At 74.1% G+C, this 21,854-nt stretch carries 18 protein-coding genes; 13 read left to right on the top strand and 5 right to left on the bottom strand.

The genetic code is table 11. The annotated features are described in order from the left end of the window. Positions 1-66: 66 nt before the first annotated feature. Positions 67-1,743, top strand: coding sequence for an ATP-dependent DNA ligase (locus ACZ7LE_RS07485; RefSeq protein WP_470403291.1), 1,677 nt, complete (start codon positions 67-69; stop codon positions 1,741-1,743). Positions 1,744-1,871: 128 nt separating this feature from the next. On the opposite strand, the gene ACZ7LE_RS07480 is transcribed toward ACZ7LE_RS07485, so the two are convergent. Further along, positions 1,872-2,210, bottom strand: coding sequence for a YciI family protein (locus ACZ7LE_RS07480; RefSeq protein ID WP_470402659.1), 339 nt, complete (start codon positions 2,208-2,210; stop codon positions 1,872-1,874). Between the two features lie 133 nt (positions 2,211-2,343). Here ACZ7LE_RS07480 and ACZ7LE_RS07475 point away from each other — a divergent pair, with 133 nt between their 5' ends. Then, on the top strand, positions 2,344-3,177 hold the full coding sequence (locus tag ACZ7LE_RS07475; RefSeq protein ID WP_470402658.1) for a helix-turn-helix domain-containing protein: 834 nt from the start codon (positions 2,344-2,346) through the stop codon (positions 3,175-3,177). Between the two features lie 95 nt (positions 3,178-3,272). Next, complete coding sequence (locus ACZ7LE_RS07470) at positions 3,273-3,656, top strand: TIGR03618 family F420-dependent PPOX class oxidoreductase (protein ID WP_470402657.1); 384 nt, start codon at positions 3,273-3,275, stop codon at positions 3,654-3,656. Positions 3,657-3,818: 162 nt separating this feature from the next. On the opposite strand, the gene ACZ7LE_RS07465 is transcribed toward ACZ7LE_RS07470, so the two are convergent. Genes ACZ7LE_RS07465 through ACZ7LE_RS07450 form a run of 4 tightly spaced genes read right to left on the bottom strand, consistent with a single transcriptional unit; the run spans position 3,819 to position 9,029 of the window. Beyond that, positions 3,819-5,546, bottom strand: a complete 1,728-nt coding sequence (locus ACZ7LE_RS07465; protein WP_470402656.1) for a dipeptide ABC transporter ATP-binding protein — start codon at positions 5,544-5,546, stop codon at positions 3,819-3,821. After that, positions 5,543-6,382, bottom strand: a complete 840-nt coding sequence (locus ACZ7LE_RS07460) for an ABC transporter permease (RefSeq protein ID WP_470402655.1) — start codon at positions 6,380-6,382, stop codon at positions 5,543-5,545. The genes ACZ7LE_RS07465 and ACZ7LE_RS07460 overlap by 4 nt, the downstream gene beginning before the upstream one ends. Then, positions 6,379-7,362 carry an ABC transporter permease gene (locus tag ACZ7LE_RS07455; RefSeq protein WP_470402654.1) on the bottom strand — a complete coding sequence of 328 codons (984 nt, stop codon included), beginning with the start codon at positions 7,360-7,362 and terminating at the stop codon, positions 6,379-6,381. Before ACZ7LE_RS07455 ends, ACZ7LE_RS07460 begins: the two co-directional genes overlap by 4 nt. Beyond that, positions 7,359-9,029: an ABC transporter substrate-binding protein gene (locus ACZ7LE_RS07450; RefSeq protein ID WP_470402653.1), complete on the bottom strand. Its 1,671-nt coding sequence runs from the start codon at positions 9,027-9,029 to the stop codon at positions 7,359-7,361. The genes ACZ7LE_RS07455 and ACZ7LE_RS07450 overlap by 4 nt, the downstream gene beginning before the upstream one ends. A gap of 253 nt (positions 9,030-9,282) precedes the next feature. Between ACZ7LE_RS07450 and ACZ7LE_RS07445 the strand changes: the two genes are divergently transcribed. From ACZ7LE_RS07445 to ACZ7LE_RS07400, 10 genes are read left to right on the top strand one after another with little or no spacing between them, the layout of a single operon-like run. Next, on the top strand, positions 9,283-10,500 hold the full coding sequence (locus ACZ7LE_RS07445; RefSeq protein WP_470402652.1) for a toxic anion resistance protein: 1,218 nt from the start codon (positions 9,283-9,285) through the stop codon (positions 10,498-10,500). A 23-nt stretch (positions 10,501-10,523) separates the two neighbouring features. Next, complete coding sequence (locus ACZ7LE_RS07440; protein ID WP_470402651.1) at positions 10,524-11,096, top strand: hypothetical protein; 573 nt, start codon at positions 10,524-10,526, stop codon at positions 11,094-11,096. Then, the gene (locus ACZ7LE_RS07435; RefSeq protein ID WP_470402650.1) at positions 11,093-12,502 is read left to right on the top strand and encodes an AAA family ATPase; all 1,410 of its coding nucleotides are present in this window, start codon (positions 11,093-11,095) and stop codon (positions 12,500-12,502) included. Before ACZ7LE_RS07440 ends, ACZ7LE_RS07435 begins: the two co-directional genes overlap by 4 nt. Continuing rightward, positions 12,499-13,830 (top strand): hypothetical protein, encoded by a 1,332-nt coding sequence (locus tag ACZ7LE_RS07430; RefSeq protein WP_470402649.1) that lies wholly within the window; start codon positions 12,499-12,501, stop codon positions 13,828-13,830. The genes ACZ7LE_RS07435 and ACZ7LE_RS07430 overlap by 4 nt, the downstream gene beginning before the upstream one ends. After that, a complete protein-coding gene (locus tag ACZ7LE_RS07425) occupies positions 13,827-14,882 on the top strand; it encodes a glutamate ABC transporter substrate-binding protein (protein ID WP_470402648.1) in 1,056 nt (351 codons plus the stop codon). The genes ACZ7LE_RS07430 and ACZ7LE_RS07425 overlap by 4 nt, the downstream gene beginning before the upstream one ends. After that, on the top strand, positions 14,879-15,982 hold the full coding sequence (locus tag ACZ7LE_RS07420; protein WP_470402647.1) for a hypothetical protein: 1,104 nt from the start codon (positions 14,879-14,881) through the stop codon (positions 15,980-15,982). Before ACZ7LE_RS07425 ends, ACZ7LE_RS07420 begins: the two co-directional genes overlap by 4 nt. Next, entirely contained in the window at positions 15,979-18,306 is a 2,328-nt protein-coding gene (locus ACZ7LE_RS07415) for a serine/threonine-protein kinase (protein WP_470402646.1), read from the top strand. Before ACZ7LE_RS07420 ends, ACZ7LE_RS07415 begins: the two co-directional genes overlap by 4 nt. A 25-nt stretch (positions 18,307-18,331) precedes the next feature. Then, positions 18,332-19,447, top strand: a complete 1,116-nt coding sequence (locus ACZ7LE_RS07410; protein WP_470402645.1) for a protein phosphatase 2C domain-containing protein — start codon at positions 18,332-18,334, stop codon at positions 19,445-19,447. Positions 19,448-19,472: 25 nt separating this feature from the next. After that, positions 19,473-20,792 carry a VWA domain-containing protein gene (locus ACZ7LE_RS07405; RefSeq protein WP_470402644.1) on the top strand — a complete coding sequence of 440 codons (1,320 nt, stop codon included), beginning with the start codon at positions 19,473-19,475 and terminating at the stop codon, positions 20,790-20,792. Beyond that, positions 20,789-21,748 carry an FHA domain-containing protein gene (locus tag ACZ7LE_RS07400; protein ID WP_470402643.1) on the top strand — a complete coding sequence of 320 codons (960 nt, stop codon included), beginning with the start codon at positions 20,789-20,791 and terminating at the stop codon, positions 21,746-21,748. The genes ACZ7LE_RS07405 and ACZ7LE_RS07400 overlap by 4 nt, the downstream gene beginning before the upstream one ends. Positions 21,749-21,854 lie beyond the last annotated feature (106 nt).

The following is a 21,854-nucleotide window of genomic DNA, read 5'->3' as shown; positions in this document are numbered from 1 at the left end:
GTGGCAGCAACTGCTGTGGTCAACGCCTCGGGCCGCGGCTGGTCGGGCGGCGGGTCAAGATGGAGCATGCTGCTCGCCGAGGTCGCCGCCACGTCCGACGCCGTCGCCGCCACGCGCTCGCGCCTGGCCAAGCGTGCGGCCATCGCCGACCTGCTGCGCCGGACGGCGGACGGCGGGGCGGCGGCGCCAGCGGATGCCGCCGACGACCTGGAGCACGGAGGCCCGGCCGACGGCGCGGCGTCCGCCCCCGATGCCGGAGCGGTCGCCGACGACCTCGAGATCGTCGTCGCCTACCTCGCCGGCGCGCTGCGCCAGCGCCGCACGGGTCTCGGTTACGCCGCGCTGCGCGACCTCCCGGCGCCGGCGGCCGAGGCGACGCTCACGGTGCGCGACGTCGACGCCGCGTTCGCCGCGATGGCCGCGCTGGAGGGTTCGGGCTCGGCCCAGGCCCGCTCCGCCGCGGCCGCCGAGCTCTTCGGCGCCGCGACCGAGCGGGAGCAGGCGTTCCTCCGCGGCCTGGTCGCGGGCGAGCTGCGGCAGGGCGCGCTCGACTCCGTCGTCGTCGACGCCGTCGCGGAAGCCGCCGGAACGCCCGCCGACGCCGTCCGGCGCGCCGTCATGCTGCGCGGGGCGACCGGACCGGTCGCGAGCGCCACGCTCCTGGCGGAGGACCCGCAGGCCGCGCTGGCGGCGTTCACCCTGGAGGTGGGCCGGCCGGTGCGGCCGATGCTCGCGCAGTCGGCCCCGGACATCGCGGCCGCCTTCGAGAAGCTCGGCCCCGGCGACGAGCCCGCCGAGCTGTGCGTGGACGTGAAGCTGGACGGCATCCGCATCCAGGTGCACCGGCTCGGCGACGAGGTGCGGGTCGTGACGCGCTCCCTGGACGACATCACCGAGCGCGTGCCGGAGATCGTCGAGGTCGTGCGCGCCCTGCCGGCGGACCGGCTGGTGCTGGACGGCGAGGCGCTCGGCGTCGGGCCGGACGGCGTGCCGCGGCCGTTCCAGGAGACGGCCGCCCGGTCCGCGACCCACGAGTCGACGCGAGGGTTGGCCCGCGGCCCGGCGCGGGCGACGTCGGCGGAGGAGGCGCTGGCCGACCAGTTCGAGCTCACCCCGTTCTTCTTCGACGTGCTGCACGCCGACGGGCGCGACCTGCTCGACGCCCCGCTACGCGAACGACTGGCGGTGCTGGACGAGGTCGCGGCGCCGCACACGGTGCGCCGCCTGCTGACGTCCGACCCGGAGGCCGCGGCCGGGTTCTTCGCGGGCGCGGTCCGCGAGGGCCAGGAGGGCGTGGTGGTCAAGTCCCTGGAGGCGCCCTACGCGGCCGGACGCCGCGGCGCCGGCTGGGTCAAGGTCAAGCCCCGCAAGACCCTCGACCTCGTGGTGCTGGCGGTCGAGCGCGGCTCGGGCCGCCGCCAGGGCTGGCTGTCCAACATCCACCTGGGCGCGCGGGACCCCGAGGGCGGCTTCGTGATGCTGGGCAAGACCTTCAAGGGCATGACCGACCAGATGCTCCAGTGGCAGACCGAGCGGTTCCGGGAGCTGGAGGTCGAGGACAACGGCTGGGTCGTCACCGTCCGGCCGGAGCAGGTCGTGGAGATCGCGTTCGACGGCCTGCAGCGCTCGTCCCGCTACCCCGGCGGCCTCGCGCTGCGGTTCGCACGCGTGCTGCGCTACCGCGACGACAAGACGGCCGCGGAGGCGGACACGATCGAGACGGTCCGCTCGCTCGCCGGCTGACCCCTCGGGTTCTCCTTCGAGGCCCGGGTTTCTTCGCTTTCCGCCGTCCGAAAGCGGAGAAACCCGGGCCTCAAAGGGGAGGTGCCCCGGCAGGCGGCGGGACGACGACGTCCTCCAGGCCGTGCCCCTCAGGACTCCGGGTCGTACATCAGCTCCCGGACCTCCTGGGCGCAGCGGCAGCCCTCGGCGATCCGGGCCGCCCACTTCAGCGCCTCCTCACGCGTGGGCACCTCGATGATCGAGAACCCACCGATCACGGCCTTGGTCTCCGGGAACGACCCGTCGACGACGGTGCCGTCGGTCGCCACGACCGAGGCCTGCTGGTGTTCGATCCCGGCGCCGAAGATCCACACGCCGGCATCCTTGGCCGCCTGCACCACCGCGTGCGAGGCCTCGGCCACAGCAGGCAGGTCCTCCTGCGGGAACGTCATCGCACCGTCGTCGAACGAGATCAGGTATCGCGGCATGTCGGCCTCCTTGTCGTCACGGCCGTCGCTGGCCGACTCCTCCGGGCAGACGACGCGTGCCCCGGGAAGTCATCGGTGACCGCCCGCGCACTTCCGTGGCGGGCCGTGGGTCGCCGCGGGGAGGATGACCCCCATGGAGTCCTACGTCGAACGTCCGCCGCTGCCCGCGCTGGCGGGCGCGGTGCGGACGGTGTGGGTCCAGCGCACCGGCGCGACGGCGTACGTCCAGCGGAACCTGCCCACCGGCGGTGTCGAGATTCACCTCGCGATCGGGGGCAGCCCTCAGCTCATCGGTCCGCTGACCGGCCCGGAGATCGAGGTCGTGCCGCCGCGCACCACGATCGTCGGCGTGCGGTTCCTCCCGGCGACCCCGCCGCCCCTGCCCACGCCGCTCGACGACCTGGTGGACCAGCGCGTGGACCTGGCCGACCTGTGGGGCGGGTCGGTCGACAAGCTCGTGGACCGGACCGCGCGGGCGAGCACCCCCGAGCAGGCGCTCGACCTCCTGGAGGTCCATCTCGTGCGGCTCCTGCAGCGAGCGGCCCGGCCGGACCCGCTGGTGGCCGCGGCCGTCGGCGCGCTCATGCCGTGGCGCCGGATCGGCATCGACGCCCTCGCCGGACGTCTGGCACTCTCCCCGAGCCAGCTCCGTCGCCGCTGCCTGCACACCGTGGGCGTTACGCCCAAGGTCCTCCAGCGGACGCTGCGCTTCCAGGGCTTCCTCGCGCTGGCCCAGGCCGGTGCGGTGGCCAGCGGCCGGCGGGGTTCGGACGGCGCCGCGGGCCTCGCGATCGACACCGGCTACGCCGACCAGGCCCACTTGAGCCGGGAGTGCCTGCGGCTCACCGGCCTCACCCCGCGGGGACTGCTCAGCGGCGGGATGGACCGCTGCGCCTGCGGTCATGAGCACGCCGCGTCGTACCGCCCCTTCCTCGCCACACGACGCCGGGTGCCGCTGAGGGCCTGAGCCTGCTCGTTTCGTTCAAGAACCCGTCGCCGTCCGGCTCCTAGGTTGGGCCCAGCCATCCCGCAGAGCACCATCCCCGCCGAAGGAGCCCCGACATGCTCGAACCCGCCGTACGCCGCGTCCTGGACGGCACCTCCATCGCTCACGTCGCCACCGTTCTCCCCGACGGTGCGCCGCACGCCGCCCCGGTCTTCGTCGGCACCCACGGCGACCAGATCGTCTTCTTCACCGGCCCCACGATGCGCAAGGCCCGCAACCTGCGCCGCGACCCCCGGGTGGCCCTGTCCATCGCGCCCGTCGACAACCCGTTCGAGCCCGTCGTCGTGCGCGGCAGGGTCGTCGAGTGGCTCGACGGCGAGGCGGGCTGGGCGATCGTCGACCGGCTGGCCAGGAAGTACACCGGCGCGCCCTACTCCCGCGAGCACGAGCGGGTGGTAGCCGTGATCGAACCGGAGCGGCAGAACGTCGGCATCGGCTGAGGCGTCACGAGCCCTCTCGCAGCCGCCCCGCTTCGGGGCGGACGTTGTGCCCACGGCTGGGTAACGCTGAGCTAGCAGTGGTAGCTCAGCGTTACCTGTCCGGGGCGCACATCAGTCCCCCGGAGGTCGGCCGGGCATCGGGCCACGCGTGCGACAGGCTCCTCAGAGCCGGACGGCGTCGCGCAGCAGCCGGGCGTACGGGTGCTCCGCGTCGTCGAACACCGTCGCGGCCGGGCCCTGCTCGACGATGCGACCCTCCTGCATCACCGCGACGTCGTCACTCATGTGCAGCGCGACACCAAGGTCGTGGGTGATCAGCAGGTACGCGAGGTCGCGTTCGCGCTGGATCCGGTCCAGCAGGTCGAGCACCTGCGCCTGGACCGAGACGTCGAGCGCCGAGACCGGCTCGTCCAGGACCAGCACCCGGGGCTGCGGCGCGAGCGCCCGTGCGATCGAGACGCGCTGCCGCTGCCCGCCGGACAGGTGCAGCGGGCGACGGGCGGCCAGCGCGGGGTCGAGGCCCACGGTGTCGAGCAGGGCCGCGATCTCGGCGCGCACCGGTCCGGGCCGGACCGAGCGCCCGCGGGTCACGGCGTCGGCGAGGACGGAGCCGACCGTCCAGCGCGGGTCGAACGTGCTCAGCGCGTCCTGGAACACCGCGCCGACGAGCGGCCGGCGTGCCCGGCGTCGGGCCTCCGGGAGCGGGTTCCACGGCTCGCCCAGCAGCGTGACCTCACCGGCGTCGGGGTGCTCCAGGCCGAGCAGGAGGCGTGCGGTGGTCGACTTGCCCGACCCCGACTCGCCGACCAGCCCCAGCGTCCGCCCGGCGCGCAGGGAGAACGAGACGTCGGCGGCGGCGACGATCTCCCGCCCGCCGACGTGAAACACCTTCTCCAGCCCCCGCGCTTCGACGAGAACATCCCGCCCTCCGGCGGCCGCCTCGTCGAACGTAGGTTTGGTCGCCGTGTCAGCGCCGTTCAAGCGACTATCTCTACGTTCGACGGCGGGCAACGGCGGGACGGCGGCCGACGGCGCCGCGCCCGCGCCACCGGACAGCGACGCACCCCGCGGCCGGCCCGCCGGGACGGCGTCGACCAGCTTCCGCGTGTACGGGTGTCGGGGGCGCTCGAACACGTCGGCGGGCGTGCCCTCCTCGACCACGACGCCGTCGGTCATCACAAGCACCCGGTCCGCGATGCCGAGCACCACGGACAGGTCGTGGCTGATCAGCAGCACGCCGGTGCCGTCGTCGCGGAGCTGCCCGAGCAGCCGAAGCACACCGGCCTGGACGGGCTGGTCGAGCGCGGTGGTGGGTTCGTCGGCGATGACGAGGCGCGGGCCGGCCGCGATGCCGGCGGCGATCAGCGCGCGCTGGCGCTGACCGCCCGAGAGCTGACCGGGGCGTTGACCGGCCCGCAGCTCGGCGTCGGGCAGACCCACCCGCCGGAGGAGCTCGAGGGTGCGCGCGCGGCGCGCCGCGGCGTCGAGGTCGGTGTGCAGGGCGAGCGTGTCGCCGATCTCGCGGCCGACGGGGCGCAACGGGTCCAGGGAGACGAGCGCGTCCTGCGCGATGAGCCCGACGGTGCCGCCGCGCAGCTTCCGCAGGCGCCGCCCCGACAGGGACAGCACGTCCTGCCCGGCGACGGACAACCGGGCCGCGGACACCCGCGCGCCCTCACCCGCCAGGCCGACGACGCTGCGCGCGGTGACGCTCTTGCCAGACCCGGACTCGCCGACGATCGCGACGCACTCGCCTGGAGCGACCTGGAGGCTGACGCCGTCGACGACCTGCCGCCCGGAGAACGACACAACAAGGTCGCGCACGTCCAGCACCGGCGCGCCCGGCACCGACGCGTCGGGCCCCGCCGCCGTCCGCCCCACCCCGCTCATGCCCCGCTCCTGTTCCGCTTCTGCATGGCCCGCCCGATCACCGTCGCCGCGGCGGCGCTGGCCACGATCGCGAGGCCGGGGAAGAACGTCATCCACCAGAAGTTGGCGATGTAGGTGCGCCCGGCGGCGAGCATCGCGCCCCACTCCGCGGCGGGTGGCACGGCGCCCAGCCCGAGATAGCTCAGGGAGGACACCCAGATGACGGCCTGTCCGAGGCCGAGGGTGGCGAGTACGAACAGCGCGGCGGTCACGTTCGGCAGGATGTGGCCCGCAGTGATCCACAGCCGGCCGCGGCCCAGCACGCGTGCGGCCTCGATGAACTCCGCCGACGCCGTCCGGCGCACCTGGGAACGGATGATGCGCGCGTACCCGGGCGCCGTGGCCAGGCCGACGGCGATGGTCGAGCTCAGCACGCCCGGCCCCGTGACCACGATGAACAGCAGGGCGAGCAGCAGCCCGGGGAACGCGAACAGCACCTCGACCACGCGGGTGGTGCCGAAGTCGAGCCAGCGCGGCCCGAGCCCGGCAACGAAGCCGAGCACGATCGCCAGGCCGATGCCGATCGCGGTGGCGAGCACGCCGATCAGCAGCGACTCCGAGGCGCCGTGCACCACGCGGGTGTAGATGTCGCGGCCGGACTCGTCGGTGCCGAACAGGTGGGCCAGCGACGGCGGCTGGAAGGCGTCGGCGTGCGAGACGGCGAGGGGGTCGCCGGGGGCGAGCAGGCTCGGCCACAGCGCGGCGACCACGAGGAGTACCAGGAACACGGCGGCGATCACCTCGGCCACGGTGAACCGGAGGCTGCCGACGCCGCTCGGACGCCGCACGCGACTCATTCGGCCACCGCCCGGGTGCGCGGGTCGATGACCCGGTCGGCGAGGTCGGTGACCAGGGTCATCACCGTGTACGCGAGCGCCACCACCAGCACGATGCCGGTCACGAGCGTGACGTCGCGCAGCTGCACGGCGGACAGCAGGCTGCGCCCCAGCCCCTGCCGCGCGAACACGGACTCGACCACCACGGCCCCGCTGATCAGGGACCCGAAGGCCCACCCGGACAGGCCGACGGCGGGGATGGCCGCATGCCGCAGCGTGTGCCGCCAGAAGATCCGCACCTCGCTCTCGCCGCGCGCCCGGGCCGTGGTGACGAACGGCGACTCCATGGCCGTGAGCAGGGACTCGCGCATGACCTGGCCGAGGAACCCGGCGAGCGGGATCGCCATGGTGAGCGCGGGCAGCACGATGCCGAGCGGCCCGGGCACGCTGACCGGCGGAAGGATGCCGAGGGTCAGGCTGAAGAAGAGGATGAGCACGGTCGCGAGCCAGAAGTGCGGCACGGCGGCGGCGACCAGCTCCAGCCCGGAGCCGATGGCCCACGCGACCCGCCCGCCCCGCACGCTCCACGCCGCCAGGCCGGTGGCGAGCGCCCACGCGAGCGCGAGGGAGACCAGGGCGAGCGTGAGCGTGGCGCCGAACTGCTCGCCGATCGCGGTCAGCACCGGCTTGTGCAGGGAGTACGACTGGCCGAGATCGCCGGTCACCAGCCGCCCCAGATAGGTGAGGTACTGCACCACGAGCGGCTGGTCGAGGCCGTACTCGCGGCGCACCTGCTCCAGCGCCTCCGGCCCGGCCTGCGAACCGGGCCCGCCGAGGATCGCCTCGGCGGGGTCGCCCGGGACGAGCCGCAGGGCGAAGAACGTGATGGTCGCGGCCGCCCACAGGACGAAGAGGACACCACCGGCGCGCAGGAGCAGCCAGTGCCGGTTGCTCGGCACCGGCTTCCTGCGCGCCCCGGTGGTGGCGACCGGAAGGGTCAAGGCACCAGCCATGCCCCGGCGAAGGTCGGCGTCGACACCGTCGGCATCGCGCGCAGCCCCTGCACGGCGGACGACCGCAGGAAGTGGTTCTGCTGGTCGTACAGCGGCAGGATGTAGTAGCCCTCCAGGATGATCTGCTGCGCCTGCTCGTAGAGCGCGGCCCGCTCGTCGGCGTCGCTCGTGGCGGAGGCCTGGGTGAGCAGGTCGTCGAGGTCGGCGTCGTCCACCTGCGCGAGGTTCGCGAAGTAGCCGCTCGGCGCGGGGGTGATCGAGTCGGAGTGGTAGAGGATCCGGAGCACGTCGGGGCCGACCTTCGTGTACGGCGCGCTGACCAGGTCGTACTCGTTCTCGGCGAGCACGCCGTACCAGCTCGACAGGTCGAGCGGCTGGAGGTTGACCTCGAAGCCCGCGGTCTTGGCGTCGGCCTGGATCTGCTCGAACAGGGACTGCTCGGCGGGGATCGACTGGTTGGTGCTCACCGGGAAGTCGAGGCTGAGGCGCTCGCCCCCCTTGACGCGGTAGCCGTCGGCGTCGCGCTCGGCCCAGCCGGCGTCGTCCAGGAGGTCGGACGCGGCGTCGGTGTCGACGGCGAACAGGTCGGGCAGGCTCAGGCCCAGCGGCTCGACACTCGACAGCGGCGAGTACGAGCGCTCGGCGGTGCCGAAGAAGAGGCTCTGGATGCCGTCGTCCACGTTCACGGAGCGGATGAACGCCTCGCGGACGCGCTCGTCGTCGAACGGCGCCTTGCCCGAGTTGAGCTCGATGCGGTTGGACGCGCCGGGGCGCGGGGCGTCGAGCTCCTCGATCGCGTCGTCGGACTCGGCGGACTTGATCGTGTCCGGCTGCGCGTTGTCGACGACCTGGACCTCGCCCGACTGCAGGGCGGCGTAGCGGCTCGCGGAGTCGGGGATGAACCGCCACACGATCGAGTCGAGGTACGGCAGGTCGGTGCCCTCGGTCGCCTCGGCGACGTCGGCCGGCGGGGAGTTGTAGTCGTCGTTACGGACCAGGGTCACCGAGTCCTGGCGCTCCCACTGGTCGACGACGAACGGCCCGGTGCCGACGGGCGCGGCGCAGTTCTCCTCCTGGCTGCGCTCCAGGGCCTTGGGCGACTCCATCGCGACCCACACCTGCGACAGCGACTCCAGCAGCGCGGAGTCGGGGGCGCTCATCTCGAGCCGGACCAGGTGGTCGTCGGCGGCGACGACGTCCTTGATCTTCGCTAGCGCGAGGTACCCGGTGGACGACGCCGTGGCCGGGTCCTGCACATGCGCGATGTTCGCGGCGACGGCCTCGGCGTCGAACGGGGTGCCGTCGGTGAAGGTGACGTCGTCGCGGAGCGTGAACTCCCACTCCAGGCCGTCGTCGCTCGCGTCCCACTCGGTGGCGAGCCACGGGATGACCTCGCCGTCCTCGTCGAGGGAGACCAGCGACTCCAGGTACTGGGTGGCGATGAGCGCCTGCGGGTAGTTGCCGCCGACGTGCGGGTCGAGGCAGGACGGCTCGGCGTCGCCCGACGCGTAGGTCAGCGTGCCGCCCGTGACGGGCTCGCCCGACGGTTCCGTGGTCGTCCCGCCTCCCCCGGGTGAGCACGCGGCGAGCAGGAGGGCGACGGCTGCCGTGACGACGACGGCGGCACGCGGGCGGGAGAACCGGCGCGAAGGCATGGCTACGGGTGCATCCTGTCTGGAAGGGTGTCCGAACGACTCCGTTCATGCTCCCAAACCCCGGGCCCGGGCGGGCCTATTCCGTGGGCGGACGCCGGGTGAGGCGCGCCACACCGACGAGTCACCCACCGCCCCGGGAACTCTGCTCGCCGCCCCCTCGTTCTCACCCCGCCGAGCAGCGCTTCCGCCCTCGAAGACGGTAGCCCGCGGCATATACTCGCCGCGTTCGGACGCCCTATCTCGAGGAGCACCGATGACCGAGCCGATGCCGCTTCAACCCCCCGCGCCAGCAGAGCCGCTCGTGCTCACCGCGCCCGACCCGGTCCAGCCCGTCGCCGCGACGCAGGCACCCAAGATGGCGCCCAAGGTCGACCCCGCCGTGGCCCCCGCGCTCGACCAGAAGGTCACCACGTACCTGGACGGCCTGCTCGGCACCGACACCCGGTCCCCCGAGTTCGCCCGAAAGGCAGACGACGTGCGCACCATGGGCGACCAGGACATCCGGCAGGCCGCCGACTCCAGCAACCGCCTGCTGGCCACGCCGGTCCGCGCCCTGAAGGAGGGCGGCCTCGCCGACGGCTCGAAGGTGGGCCAGACCCTCCTGGAGCTGCGCCGCACGGTGGAGGACCTGGACCCGTCCGAGGCCAGCGTGGGCCGCAAGATCCTCGGCGTCATCCCGTTCGGCGACAAGATCCAGGACTACTTCCGCCGCTACGAGTCCGCCCAGGGCCAGCTCAACGCCATCATCCAGGCCCTCTACAACGGGCAGGACGAGCTGCGCAAGGACAACGCCGCGCTCAACCTGGAGAAGCAGAACCTCTGGGACACCATGACGCGGCTCAACCAGTACATCTACGTGGCCGAGCGGCTCGACGCCCAGCTCTCCGCGAAGATCGCCGAGCTGCAGATCGCCGACCCGGACCGGGCCAAGGCGCTGTCCGAGGACGTGCTGTTCTACGTGCGCCAGAAGCACCAGGACCTGCTCACCCAGCTCGCGGTCTCGATCCAGGGCTACCTGGCGATCGACATCATCATCAAGAACAACGTCGAGCTCACCAAGGGTGTCGACCGCGCCACCACGACCACGGTCTCGGCGCTGCGCACCGCCGTCATCGTGGCACAGGCCCTCGCCAACCAGAAGCTGGTCCTGGACCAGATCGGCGCCCTGAACACCACGACGTCGAACATGATCGCCTCCACGTCCAAGATGCTCGCCGACCAGTCCGCGACCATCCAGGAGCAGGCCGCGAGCTCGACCGTGGGCATCGAGCAGCTCCAGTCGGCGTTCGCGAACATCTACGCGACGATGGACTCCATCAGCGACTTCAAGACGCGGGCGCTGGACTCGATGTCGCAGACCATCGGCGTGCTGCAGACCGAGACGACCAAGGCCTCCGAGTACGTCGAGCGGGCCCGGCGCACCAACACCGACGGCGTGGCGAGCGGCTCCCTCGACCTCGGCAACCGGTGACGGCCGCGGGCACGGGGGAACGCATGGGTTGGTGGCAGCGGGTCTTCGGCGGCGGACGCACCGAGGAGGAGCAGCCCCTCGCCATCCCGGCACCGCCCACGACCGAGCAGATCGTGACGTCGGTGGACGCGGTGCTGGCGCGCGCGTCCGGGAAGGCGCCCGCGGCCGTCACGGCCCGGGTGCAGCGCGTCGCCGAGACCGTGCACGAGATGGCACCCCGGCTGGACCGGCTCGGCGCGGGCTCCCAGCAGGCGCACACCGTGGTGGCGACGGCGACGAGCTACCTGCCGGAGGCCGTGGACGCCTACCTGCGGCTGCCGCGGGACTTCGCCGACCGGCGCGTCGTGGACCGCGGCAAGACGTCGCTGCTGATCCTGTGCGACCAGCTCGACCTCCTGGGCGCCACGCTCGACAAGATCTCCGACGCCGTCTCCCGCGCCGACGCGGTGGCCCTGGTGGCGCACGGCCGGTTCCTGGAGGAGAAGTTCGGCACCTCGGGCGGCCTCACCCTCCCGAGCGCCGGCCAGGCCCTGCCCGGTCCGGGCACGGCAGGCCCGGGCCCGACAGCGGGGCCCGCGCCCCTGGAGGCCCCGTGACCACCACGCCGCTCACCGCCGCCCTCGACACCCTCGCGGCGGCCGGCACCGCGGCCGGCCTGAGCGGCCCGGAGGCCCGCGCCGAGGGTGAGCGGCTGGCCGCCGCCGTCGCCGAGTCCTCCCCGGGGGCACCGGCCGACTGGCTCACGGCGACGTCCCCCGGCAGCGCGGCCGGGCTGCAGCCCTTCTTCGACGCCGCCGTGAGCGCCCGGCGCTGGCGCTCCGCCCCGACCGACCTGCTGGACCAGCTCATCGCGACAGCCCCGCAGCACGCCCCGGCCTACGCCGACGCCCTGGCCGCCGTCGTCGACGCGGCCGCCGCCCTGGGCGACCCGAGCATCAGCGCCATCGCCGCCGCCGAGGGCACCAAGGCCGTCCACCGCAGCGCGGCAACGGGCAGGGACAAGCCGCCCACAGGACCGACTCCCCAGTACCCCACCACCCGGGACGCGGCCCAGCCCTACCCCACCTGGCCAAGCACCCACCCCACCCCGCCCACGTCCGAAGGTGACCTGACCGGAGAGGCCGCGGGGTCCGAGGCCGCCCCGACCACGGAACCAGCACGAGCAGAACCGCAGAAGACGCTGGAAGAGCTCCTGAAAGAGCTCGACACACTCATCGGCCTCGGCCGCGTCAAGGACGAGATCCACCGCCAGACCGAGCTCCTGCGTATCGAGCGCCTCCGCGCCGAGGCGGGCCTGACCTCCCCCACCCTGACGCGCCACCTGGTGTTCACCGGCAACCCCGGCACGGGCAAGACGACGGTGGGCCGCCTCGTGGCCGGCATCTACCGCGCGCTCGGTCTGCTGGACAAGGGCCACCTCGTGGAGGTGGACCGGTCCGAGCTGGTGGCGGGCTACCTGGGCCAGACCGCGGAGAAGACGACGGCGATGGTGCAGCGCGCCCTGGGCGGCGTGCTGTTCATCGACGAGGCGTACGCGCTGGCCGAGGACCAGTACGGCCGCGAGGCGGTGGACACGCTGGTCAAGGACATGGAGGACCACCGCGACGACCTCGTGGTGATCGTGGCGGGCTACCCGGGCCCGATGGCCCGGTTCGTCGGCACCAACCCGGGCCTGGAGAGCCGGTTCTCGCGGACCATCACGTTCGAGGACTACTCCGCCGCCGAGCTGCGGCAGATCTTCGCGGCCATGGCCGGGGCCGCAGACTTCGAGCCGGAGCCGGAGACGCTCGACCGCTTCGACCGCCTCGTGGCGGACCAGGTGCGCGGCGAGGGCTTCGGCAACGGCCGCTGGGCACGCAACGTGCTCGACTCCGCGATCGCCCGGCACGCCTGGCGCCTGCGGGACGTTGAACGACCAACGGTGGACCAGCTGCGCACGCTGGTCCCGGAAGACCTGGAGGACGTCGTGGACATCGGGACAGACAGCGAGGCCATCCTGTGACGGCACCCCTGACCACCACGGGCCCGCCCCGGACCGAGCCGGGCCAGGCGCCGGACACCGCGGGCGAGGGCCCCTCGCGCGTCTCCGTCCGGGACCGCCTCGCCGCGGAGCTCGCGACCACCCCGGGCCGGCTGGCGCTCGCCACCGCCGTGGCCGTGCTGGCGTGCCTGCTGCTCGCGGCCACCGGGTTCCTGGCGGGCAGCAGCCAGTCGGCGGCGCTGCGGGACGCGCAGCGCGACGCCGCGCAGCTCGTCGGCACGCAGGAGCTGCGGAACGACCTGGTGTCGGCGGACGCGACGGCGACCAACGCGTTCCTCGTCGGCGGGCTGGAGCCCACGGAGGCCCGCGAGCGCTACGAGGCGAGCGTGTCCGAGGCCGCGGAGGCGCTGCCCGCGCTGGCCGCGACGGCGCAGGGCGCGGACGAGACCGCGGACCTGGCCACGGTGTCGGACTCGGTGCAGCGGTACGCGGGCCTGGTCGAGTCGGCCCGGGCGAACAACCGCCAGGGCTTCCCGGTCGGCGCGGCCTACCTGGACCAGGCCTCCGCCGCGCTGCGTGACGAGGTGCTGCCCACGCTCGACGACGTGGCGGTCTCGACGTCCGAGCGCGTGGACGCTGACCTGACATCCGTGTCCCTGAGCCAGGCGCTGCTGCTGTTCGTCCTGCTGGGCCTGGTGGCGCTGGCCGCCGTCCAGCTCTGGCTGGCGCGCCGCACGCACCGCCGGCTGAACCTGGGCCTGGCGGCCGCGAGCGTCGCCCTCCTGGTGGGCGGCATCGTGGCGACGGCGGCGGTGCTGGGCGGCAACGGCGTGGCCCGGTCGGTGGCGAGCGGGCCGTACGCGGCCACGGTCGCCACGTCGCAGGCCCTGTCGCTCGCCACGGACGCTAAGTCGATGGAGTCGTTCACGCTGATCAAGCGCGGTTCCGGCGCAGAGTTCGAGGAGTCCTACCAGGCCTCGGTCGCCCAGGCCCGGGACCTCCTGACCGAGGCGCAGGACGCCTCGGACACCGGCTCCGACCCCCTGGACCTGTTGAACTCCTGGGACGAGAAGCACGCCGAGATCCGCGCGCTGGACGACGGCGGCAGGTGGGAGGAGGCGGTCGACGCGGCGACGTCCACGGCCGACGACTCGGCGGGCGCGGCCTTCACCGCGTTCTCCGACCAGGCCCACGCCGACGTCGAGACCACGAGCACCGCCGCGGTGGACCGGCTCGGCTCCGCGGCGACCACCGCCCAGATCGCGGCCTGGGTCGCCCTCGTGCTCGGTGTCGCCGGCGCCGTCGCCGCGGCCGCCGGGATGAACGTCCGCCTGAAGGAGTACCGATGAGCACGCGCGCAGCCCGCAGACCGATCGTCACCGCCCTGGTGGCGCTGGCCCTCGTCGGCACGACGGCGGCGTGCGCCCCCCAGCCCACGACGCAGCTCCTGACGGGCGCGGCCGGGGCGGGCTCGTCCGCCGAGCAGTCGGTCCAGGAGACCACGAAGGACTCCGCCCAGCAGTCGGCCCAGGGCTCGGCCCAGCAGGGCGCGACGACGTCGGCCACGGCCACGGCCCCCGCGGAGGACTGCAACGACGGCCTGCCGCCCGTCGCGTCGATCGACCCGGGCGGCAGCCCGGAGGTGACGTCCGGCTCCACGATGGCCGAGATCCGCGAGCGCGGCGTGCTCAAGGTGGGCGTCTCGGCGGACACCCTGCTCATGGGCTCGCGCAACCCGTTCACGGGCGACATCGAGGGCTTCGACATCGACGTGGCGCACCAGATCGCCGAAGCGATCCTGGGCGACCCCGACAAGATCCAGTACCGGGTCATCACGTCGGGCGACCGGGAGGCCGTCCTGGAGGACGGCGGCGTCGACATCGTGACCCGCGCGTTCACGATCAACTGCGACCGGTGGGAGAACATCGCGTTCTCCGCGGAGTACTACCACGCGGGGCAGAAGCTGCTGGTGCCGTCGACGTCGGACGTGCAGAGCATCGAGGACCTGGACGGGCAGCGCGTGTGCGCGCCCGAGGGCACCACGACCCTGGAGCGGCTCGAGCAGTGGGAGGGCGTCGAGGCGGTGCCCGCCGCCACGCACACCACGTGCCTGGTCCTGTTCCAGCAGGGTGCGGTGGACGCCATCACCGGCGACGACACCGTCCTGGCGGGCTTCGCCGCCCAGGACCCGTACGCCAAGGTCGTGGGCGACGCTGTGAGCGACGAGCCCTACGGCGTCGGCATCCCGGCGGGTGACGCGGACATGGTGCGGTTCGTCAACGGCGTGCTGGAGGACATGGTCGCGGACGGGCAGTGGGAGGAGTCCTACGACCGCTGGCTGGGCGACGCGCTCGGCGCGGCGCCGTCCGCACCCGAGCCCGTGTACGGAAGGACGCCGTGAGCCGGACGCAGCGCGCGCCCGCGCCGCCGGGCGCCCTGGGGGTCGCGGCCGAGCCGGCCGCGCTCCTGGCCTACCTCTCCGACCTGCGGGTGTGGCTCGACGTGCGCCGCGCCGACCTGGACCGCCTCGATGCCGCGGCCCGGCAGTCCGGCGCGGACGCCATCACGGCTGACGTGGTGCTCGCCCTGACCCTGTGGCAGGCCGTGCGCACGCGCACGGACGAGCTGGTCGAGGTGTGGGACTCGGGCCGGGCGGACGCCGTGGCGCGCGAACGGATGTCGCAGCTCGTCTGGGGCCGCCTCGGGGGCGACCCCGCGACGTCGCTCCTCTCCCTGGTCGACGCCGCGCGCCTCTGCGACGCCCAGGCCGACCAGCTCGCCTCCCGGCTCTCGTTCGACCCGCACGCGGCCGACGTCACCGCCCGGTTCCGGGCGCTGGCCGCCGGGATCGTCCGGGCGGAGGACGCCGCACGGGCCACGGCCGCGACGCAGGACGACGACGCCGTCGCCCGCCTCCGCGACCGGCACGCCCGGCTCAAGGCCGACGCCGCGCGCGGTGCCGACGTCACGGGGCCCCTCGGCGCGCTGGAGAACGAGGTCGCGCGCACGGAGCGGGACCTGATCGTGCACGCGGCCCGGAGCCGGTCGCTCGCCAAGGACCGGCAGCGCGCCGTCGAGCTGCGCGCCGCGCTGGCCGACCGGGCGCCCCGGCTCGCGCAGCTCGCCGAGCGCTGCCGCCGGGAGATCACCGACCCGCCGCGGCTCGCGATCCCGGACGTGCACCGCCTCGGCGAGGTCCCGGACGAGCAGGACCGGCTCACCACGTACGTCCAGCGCCTCGGCGCCGTCGAACGCGCCATGGAGCAGGTCGAGGACGCCTACACCGCACCGCTGCGGGAGCGCGCCGAGCTGCGCTACCGCGTGAAGAACCTGATGACGAAGGCCCAGGGCAACGGGCGCGCGTCGTCCTACACCGTGAAGGCGGGCGAGGACGAGGTGCGCGAGACGCTCGACGCGACCCCCTGCGACCTGGCCCTGGCCCGGCACTTCACCGAGCAGCTCGAGACGCTCGTGCGCGATCTCCCGGAGGGACACCGATGACTGAACAGGCCTGCGCCGAGCCGGGCTGCACCGGCACCATCGAGGACGGCTACTGCAACGTGTGCGGTACGCCGGCCGGCGGCAACCCCGACGGCGACGCGCTCGCCGCCGTCGCGGCGTCCTGGGCCGACGACGACCTCGACGCGGCGACCGTCCGCGCCGCGGGCTCCGCGTCCAGCGGCACGGCCGCACTCGGCGGCACGGCCGTGCCCAGCGGCGCGGCCGAGCCGTCGACCGGGCGCACCAGCTCGTCCCGCCTCGCGTCCACCGCTCTGGGCTCCGCCCGCGTGACGGGCGGCACCCGGCAGACCCGCCGGGTCGGCACCGGGTCCACGCGCCTGCGCGGGCACCGGCTCGGGGCGGGCCTGACCACCGTGCCGCACACGCCCGTGGCCGACCCGCTGCAGGCCGTCATGGAGACGCCCGAGCTCGCCGAGTCCAAGCGGTACTGCCCCACGTGCGGGCAGCCGGTCGGCCGGGCCCGGGACGGCGTGCCCGGCCGGATCGCCGGCTTCTGCGGCCACTGCGGCGCGCGGTACGACTTCGCCCCCGCCTTGAAGGCGGGCGACCTCGTGGCCCGGCAGTACGAGGTGGTGGGCTGCCTCGCCCACGGCGGGCTCGGCTGGATCTACCTGGCCCGGGACCGCAACGTCAGCGGCCGCTGGGTGGTGCTCAAGGGCCTGCTCAACGCGGGCGACACCGAGGCGTACGAGGCCGCGGTCGCCGAGCGCCAGTTCCTCGCCGAGGTCGAGCACCCGCTGATCGTCGAGATCTTCAACTTCGTGCTCCACGAGGGCCTCGGCTACACCGTCATGGAGTTCGTGGGCGGCCGGTCGCTCAAGGACGTGCTCAAGGACCGCCGCGAGCAGGACGGCGGGCAGCCCCGCCCGCTGCCCGTGGACCAGGCCATCGCCTACATCCTCGAGGTGCTGCCCGCGTTCAGCTACCTGCACGACCACGACCTGCTGTATTGCGACTTCAAGCCGGACAACATCATCGCCCAGGGCGACGGCGTCAAGCTGATCGACATGGGCGGCGTGCGCCGCACCGACGACCTGACGTCGGCCATCTACGGCACCGTCGGCTACCAGGCGCCCGAGGTGCCGGAGGTCGGGCCGTCCGTGGCGTCCGACATCTTCACGCTCGGCCGCACGCTGGCGTCCCTGGTGCTGGACTTCCGCGGCAACACGACCGTCTACCAGGCGTCGTTCCCGCCCGTGGCCGACACCCCTGTCTTCCAGAAGTACGACTCGTTCTACCGCTGGCTCGCCAAGGCGTGCGCCCCCGCGCCCGCCGACCGGTTCGGCACCGTGGACGAGGCCCGGGTCCAGCTCCTGGGCGTACTGCGCGAGGTGGTCGCCACCGACAAGGGCCCCGGGTACACCGCGACGACGTCCGCCGAGTCCCTGCTGTTCGGCGTGCCGCCGCTCGACGGTGCCGACGGCGCCCTCGACTGGAACGAGCTGCCGCTCCTGAAGGTCGACTCCGCCGACCCGATGGCGTCGTGGCTGGCCGGCGTCAACGTCGCCGACCCCGTGGAGCGCATCAAGGCGCTGGCCGACCCCGACGAGCACACCGTCGAGGTGCGCCTCGCCGTCGCGCGCGCCGCGATCGAGGCGGACGACGCCGCGCTGCTGCGCACCACCGTGGCACAGATCCTGGAGGACGACGCGTGGGAGTGGCGCGCCGCCTGGATGGAGGGCCTCGGGCACCTCGCGTCGGGCAACTCCGCCGCGGCCCGCGCGTCGTTCAACGCCGTCTACGGGCAGGTGCCCGGCGAACCGGCGCCGAAGCTCGCCCTCGCCACGTCCTGCGAGCTCTCGGGCGAGCCAGGCGTCGCCGAGCAGCTCTACGGCACCATCGCCCGGGCCGACGCCAACTACACCGGCGCCGCCGCCTTCGGCCTCGCCCGCGTGCGGTCCGGCGGCGGCGACCTCGACGGCGCCCTCGGTGCCCTCGAGCTGGTGGGCCCCACGCGCGGGTCCTTCCCGGACGCCCGCCTCCAGCGGGCCCGGCTCCTCGTCTCCGCGCACCGCACGCTGCTCGACCTGGCCGACGCCGTCGCCGGGCTCGACGCCGCCCACATCCCCGACCGGCCCAAGGCCCAGGTCACCGTCGAGGCCCTCGACGAGGCGCTCGACATCGTGCTGCGCGACGGGCCCGTCCCGACCGTGCGGGTGGCCGGTGTGAGCGCCGAGGAGCACGAGCTGCGCGACCGCCTGGAGCTCGCCCTGCGCAACCTCGCCCACCTCACCGACGAGCGCTCGGAGCGCGTCGCGCTCGTGGACCGGGCAAACTCCGTACGGCAGTGGACGTGGCGATGACGAACGCAAGGAGATCGACCGAGACATGAGCGCCGACGACAGTGTCCTCGTCCGTTGCCCGAGCTGCGGGGAGAGCGCGGCGCCCCGCGCCCGGTTCTGCGAGAACTGCGGTACCTCGCTGGGCGCCGTCGCCGACGACCCGTCCCTGCCGTCCGAGGTGACCCTCGACGTGGCCCCCACCGTGCTGGACCTCGACCCGGCGACGGGCGAGGCCGGGCGGCGCAAGTGCGCCGCGTGCGGCGGCCTCATCGCAGACGACGGCTACTGTGCCGACTGCGGCACCCCCGGCCAGTCCGAGCGCGACCACTTCGAGGAGCGTCCGGCCGCGTGGGTGGCCGGTGTCTGCGACCGGGGCATCCGGCACGCCCGCAACGAGGACGCGATGGCACTCGCCGCGAGCAGCACCTTCGCCGCGCTCGTGGTGTGCGACGGCGTCTCCAGCGCCCCGGACTCCGACGTCGCCTCGCTCGCCGCGAGCCGCGCCGCCCGGGACGTGCTCGTGGCCTACGGACCCGAGGGGTCCAGCTCGGTCGCGGGCGCCACCAGCCGGCGCATCGCCGGCTGGACCGACGCCATGGTCGCCGCGTCGCGCGCGGCCGGCCAGGCGGTGCGGGGCGCGGCGGAGCAGCTCGCCGCGACCAAGGGCACGAACGTGGCGGACGACCCGCCGTCGTGCACCTTCGTGGCCGCCGTCGTGGACCACGACCTGATCGTCGCCGGGTGGCTGGGCGACTCGCGCGTGTACTGGCTGCCGGACGCCGGGCCGGCCGAGCAGCTCAGCGTCGACGACTCGTGGGCGCAGGAGATGATCGCGGCGGGCGTGCCGCGGGCCCAGGCGGAGACGTCGCCCCAGGCGCACGCCATCACGCGGTGGCTCGGCCCCGACGCCGCCGACACCGACGCGCGCTGCGCCGCGACCGTCCCGTCCGGCCCCGGCTGGCTGCTGGTCTGCTCGGACGGCCTGTGGAACTACTGCTCCGACGCGCACCAGATGGGCGAGCTCGTGCGCAGGTTCGCCGGCTGCGGCGAGCCCCACGCCGCCGCGGCGGCGCTCGTCCGCTGGGCCAACGCCCAGGGCGGGCGGGACAACATCACCGCCGCGCTCGCGCGGATCGCCCCGACTGTCACCGAGCAGCGCTAGCCTGCCGTAACCGAGAGGAGCCACCGTGGCCGAGTTCTCCGCCGAGGTCTTCCAGAACGAGTTCCTGTCCGACGGCGGCACCGACGTGCACGCCATCGTGTCCGTGACCTGCACCGGCGCGGGCGCGGCCGGGGCCGTCGGCGTCGCCGCGGACGCGAGCCCCACCAGCGACGCCGGCGGTGCGGGACAGGTCGCCGAGATCGTCGCCGTCGACACCTCCGGGTCCATGCAGGGCCGCAACATGGAGGCCGCCAAGCACGCCGCCGCGGTCGCCGTCGACCAGATCCCGGACGGCACGCTGTTCGCGATCATCGGCGGCTCGCACGTGGCCACCCGGATCTTCCCGTACCCCAACGCCCGCGTGCCGATGGTGGCCATGGAGCCCGGCGCCCGCGCCGAGGCCAAGCGCGCCATCTCCACGATGTCGGCCAGCGGCGGCACGGCCATCTCGACGTGGCTGCGGCTCGCGGACGACCTGTTCGCCGCGGTCCCGGCGGCGCAGAAGCACCTGATCCTGCTGACCGACGGCAAGAACGAGTCCGAGCCGTCGATGCACCTGGACCGGATGATCACGGACGTCACGGGGCACTTCCAGTGCGACGCCCGCGGCGTGGGCGACCGCTGGGTGGTCGAGGAGCTGCGCAAGATCTCGACGGCCCTGCTCGGCACCGTCGACCTCATCGCGCGGCCGGAGGACATCGCCGAGGACTTCGCGGCCCTGGTGCGCAAGTCGATGGCGCGCGGTGTCTCCTCGGTGGACCTGCGGGTGTGGGCGCCGCAGGGGTCGCAGGTCCTGTTCGTCAAGCAGGTGGCCCCCGAGGTGGACGACCTGACGAGCCGTCGCACCGAGGTGAACCCGCTGACCAGCGGGTACCCCACCGGCGCGTGGGCCGACGAGACGCGCGACTACCACGTGGCCGTGCGGGTGGCGGCCAAGCCCGTGGGCTCGGAGCAGCTCGCGGCGCGGGTCCAGGTCGCGGTGGGCGGCGAGGTGCAGGCGTCGGGCCTGGTCAAGGCCAAGTGGTCGGACGACTCCACCCTCACCGCCCGGATCAGCCCCGAGGTGGCGCACTACACCGGCCAGGCCGAGCTTGCCTCGGCCATCCAGGAGGGTCTGGCGGCCAAGGCCGCGGGCGACGAGGCGACGGCGACCGTGAAGCTCGGCCGCGCCGTGCAGCTCGCCGCCGAGACCGGCAACGACGAGGCCACGTCGCGCCTGCGCAAGATCGTCGAGGTCGAGAACGAGGAGGAGGGCACCGTGCGGCTCAAGCGGAACACCGCCAAGCTGGACGAGATGGCACTCGACACCGCCTCCACCAAGACGACCCGGGTCCGGCGCGCATGACCGTCATCTGTCCGGAGGGACATCCCAGCCAGGCCACGGACTACTGCGACGTCTGCGGCACGCCGATCCCCGCAGGCGCCGGCACCGCGTCGTCCGGCGGGTCCGCCGCACCCGCGAGCGCCGCGACCGGAACCGGCGCGTCCGGTGGTGCGCCGGCCGCGCCCGCCGGGGCCTCCGCCGGGCCTGTGACCTGCCCGAACTGCGGCGACCTGTCCCCCGCCGACTCCCTGTTCTGCGAGAACTGCGGGTACGACTTCACCACCGGGACGCCGGCTCCGCCGCCCCCGCCGACGTCCGGCCTGGACCTCGGCGACCTGGACGCCACGCAGCCCGCGAGCGGCTCCGTGGCGGGGGCCGGTGCGGCGTCGGCGGGTTCGCCGGGGCCCTCGACCGGTCAGCCGGCGGGCGAGCCGGCCGGGTCGGCCTCGGTGGGTTCGGCACCCGCCGGTCCGGCACCGGCCCCGACCGGCACGGCGCCGCCGTCGGCCGGAGTGCCCGCCCCCGCGCCGTCGACGGACGGCGGCGGCCTGGCCGCGCCGCCCGTCCCGGGCGACGACGCCTGGGTGGCCGAGATCTGGGTGGACCCCGACTGGTACGCGCACGAGCGGCCGGAGGACCCGATGCCGTCCGCGGGGCTGCCCGGTCTGGTCACGCTGCGGCAGCGCAGCCTGCTGGTGGGGCGGCCGTCGCGGTCGCGCGGCATCCGGCCCGACATCGACTGCGGCAGCGACCCCGGGGTGTCCCGACGGCACTGCCAGCTCACGACGGACGGTCAGCGCTGGTGGGTCGAGGACCTCGGCTCGTCGAACGGGACCTTCGTGGCGGCGGCGGGCGACGCCCTCCCGGACAGCCCGCTGAACCAGGGCGTGCGCCGCGAGATCGAGGAGAACGACCGGGTCTTCCTCGGCGCGTGGACGCGCCTGGTGATCCGCAAGGCCCTCCCGGGCGAGGCCTGACCCGGACGTGTGAGTAGGTTTTGTGGACAGGGGGGCCTGGGTGGCTGACACGGCCGAGTCGGGGGGGGGGCGTGAACGGAGAGCTAACAACCATGGCTAAACCAAC

Source organism: Promicromonospora sp. NPDC110617, from assembly GCF_055598465.1.
This window is presented reverse-complemented; position numbering and strand designations above follow the sequence as displayed.

Bases quoted from the DNA above. Each gene is read 5' to 3' on its own strand.
- ACZ7LE_RS07485 (WP_470403291.1), top strand. From the start codon at position 67: ATGCTGCTCGCCGAGGTCGCCGCCACGTCCGACGCCGTCGCCGCCACG.
- ACZ7LE_RS07480 (WP_470402659.1), bottom strand. From the start codon at position 2,210: ATGCCGCGATACCTGATCTCGTTCGACGACGGTGCGATGACGTTCCCG.
- ACZ7LE_RS07475 (WP_470402658.1), top strand. From the start codon at position 2,344: ATGGAGTCCTACGTCGAACGTCCGCCGCTGCCCGCGCTGGCGGGCGCG.
- ACZ7LE_RS07470 (WP_470402657.1), top strand. From the start codon at position 3,273: ATGCTCGAACCCGCCGTACGCCGCGTCCTGGACGGCACCTCCATCGCT.
- ACZ7LE_RS07465 (WP_470402656.1), bottom strand. From the start codon at position 5,546: ATGAGCGGGGTGGGGCGGACGGCGGCGGGGCCCGACGCGTCGGTGCCG.
- ACZ7LE_RS07460 (WP_470402655.1), bottom strand. From the start codon at position 6,382: ATGAGTCGCGTGCGGCGTCCGAGCGGCGTCGGCAGCCTCCGGTTCACC.
- ACZ7LE_RS07450 (WP_470402653.1), bottom strand. From the start codon at position 9,029: ATGCCTTCGCGCCGGTTCTCCCGCCCGCGTGCCGCCGTCGTCGTCACG.
- ACZ7LE_RS07445 (WP_470402652.1), top strand. From the start codon at position 9,283: ATGACCGAGCCGATGCCGCTTCAACCCCCCGCGCCAGCAGAGCCGCTC.
- ACZ7LE_RS07440 (WP_470402651.1), top strand. From the start codon at position 10,524: ATGGGTTGGTGGCAGCGGGTCTTCGGCGGCGGACGCACCGAGGAGGAG.
- ACZ7LE_RS07425 (WP_470402648.1), top strand. From the start codon at position 13,827: ATGAGCACGCGCGCAGCCCGCAGACCGATCGTCACCGCCCTGGTGGCG.
- ACZ7LE_RS07415 (WP_470402646.1), top strand. From the start codon at position 15,979: ATGACTGAACAGGCCTGCGCCGAGCCGGGCTGCACCGGCACCATCGAG.
- ACZ7LE_RS07410 (WP_470402645.1), top strand. From the start codon at position 18,332: ATGAGCGCCGACGACAGTGTCCTCGTCCGTTGCCCGAGCTGCGGGGAG.
- ACZ7LE_RS07400 (WP_470402643.1), top strand. From the start codon at position 20,789: ATGACCGTCATCTGTCCGGAGGGACATCCCAGCCAGGCCACGGACTAC.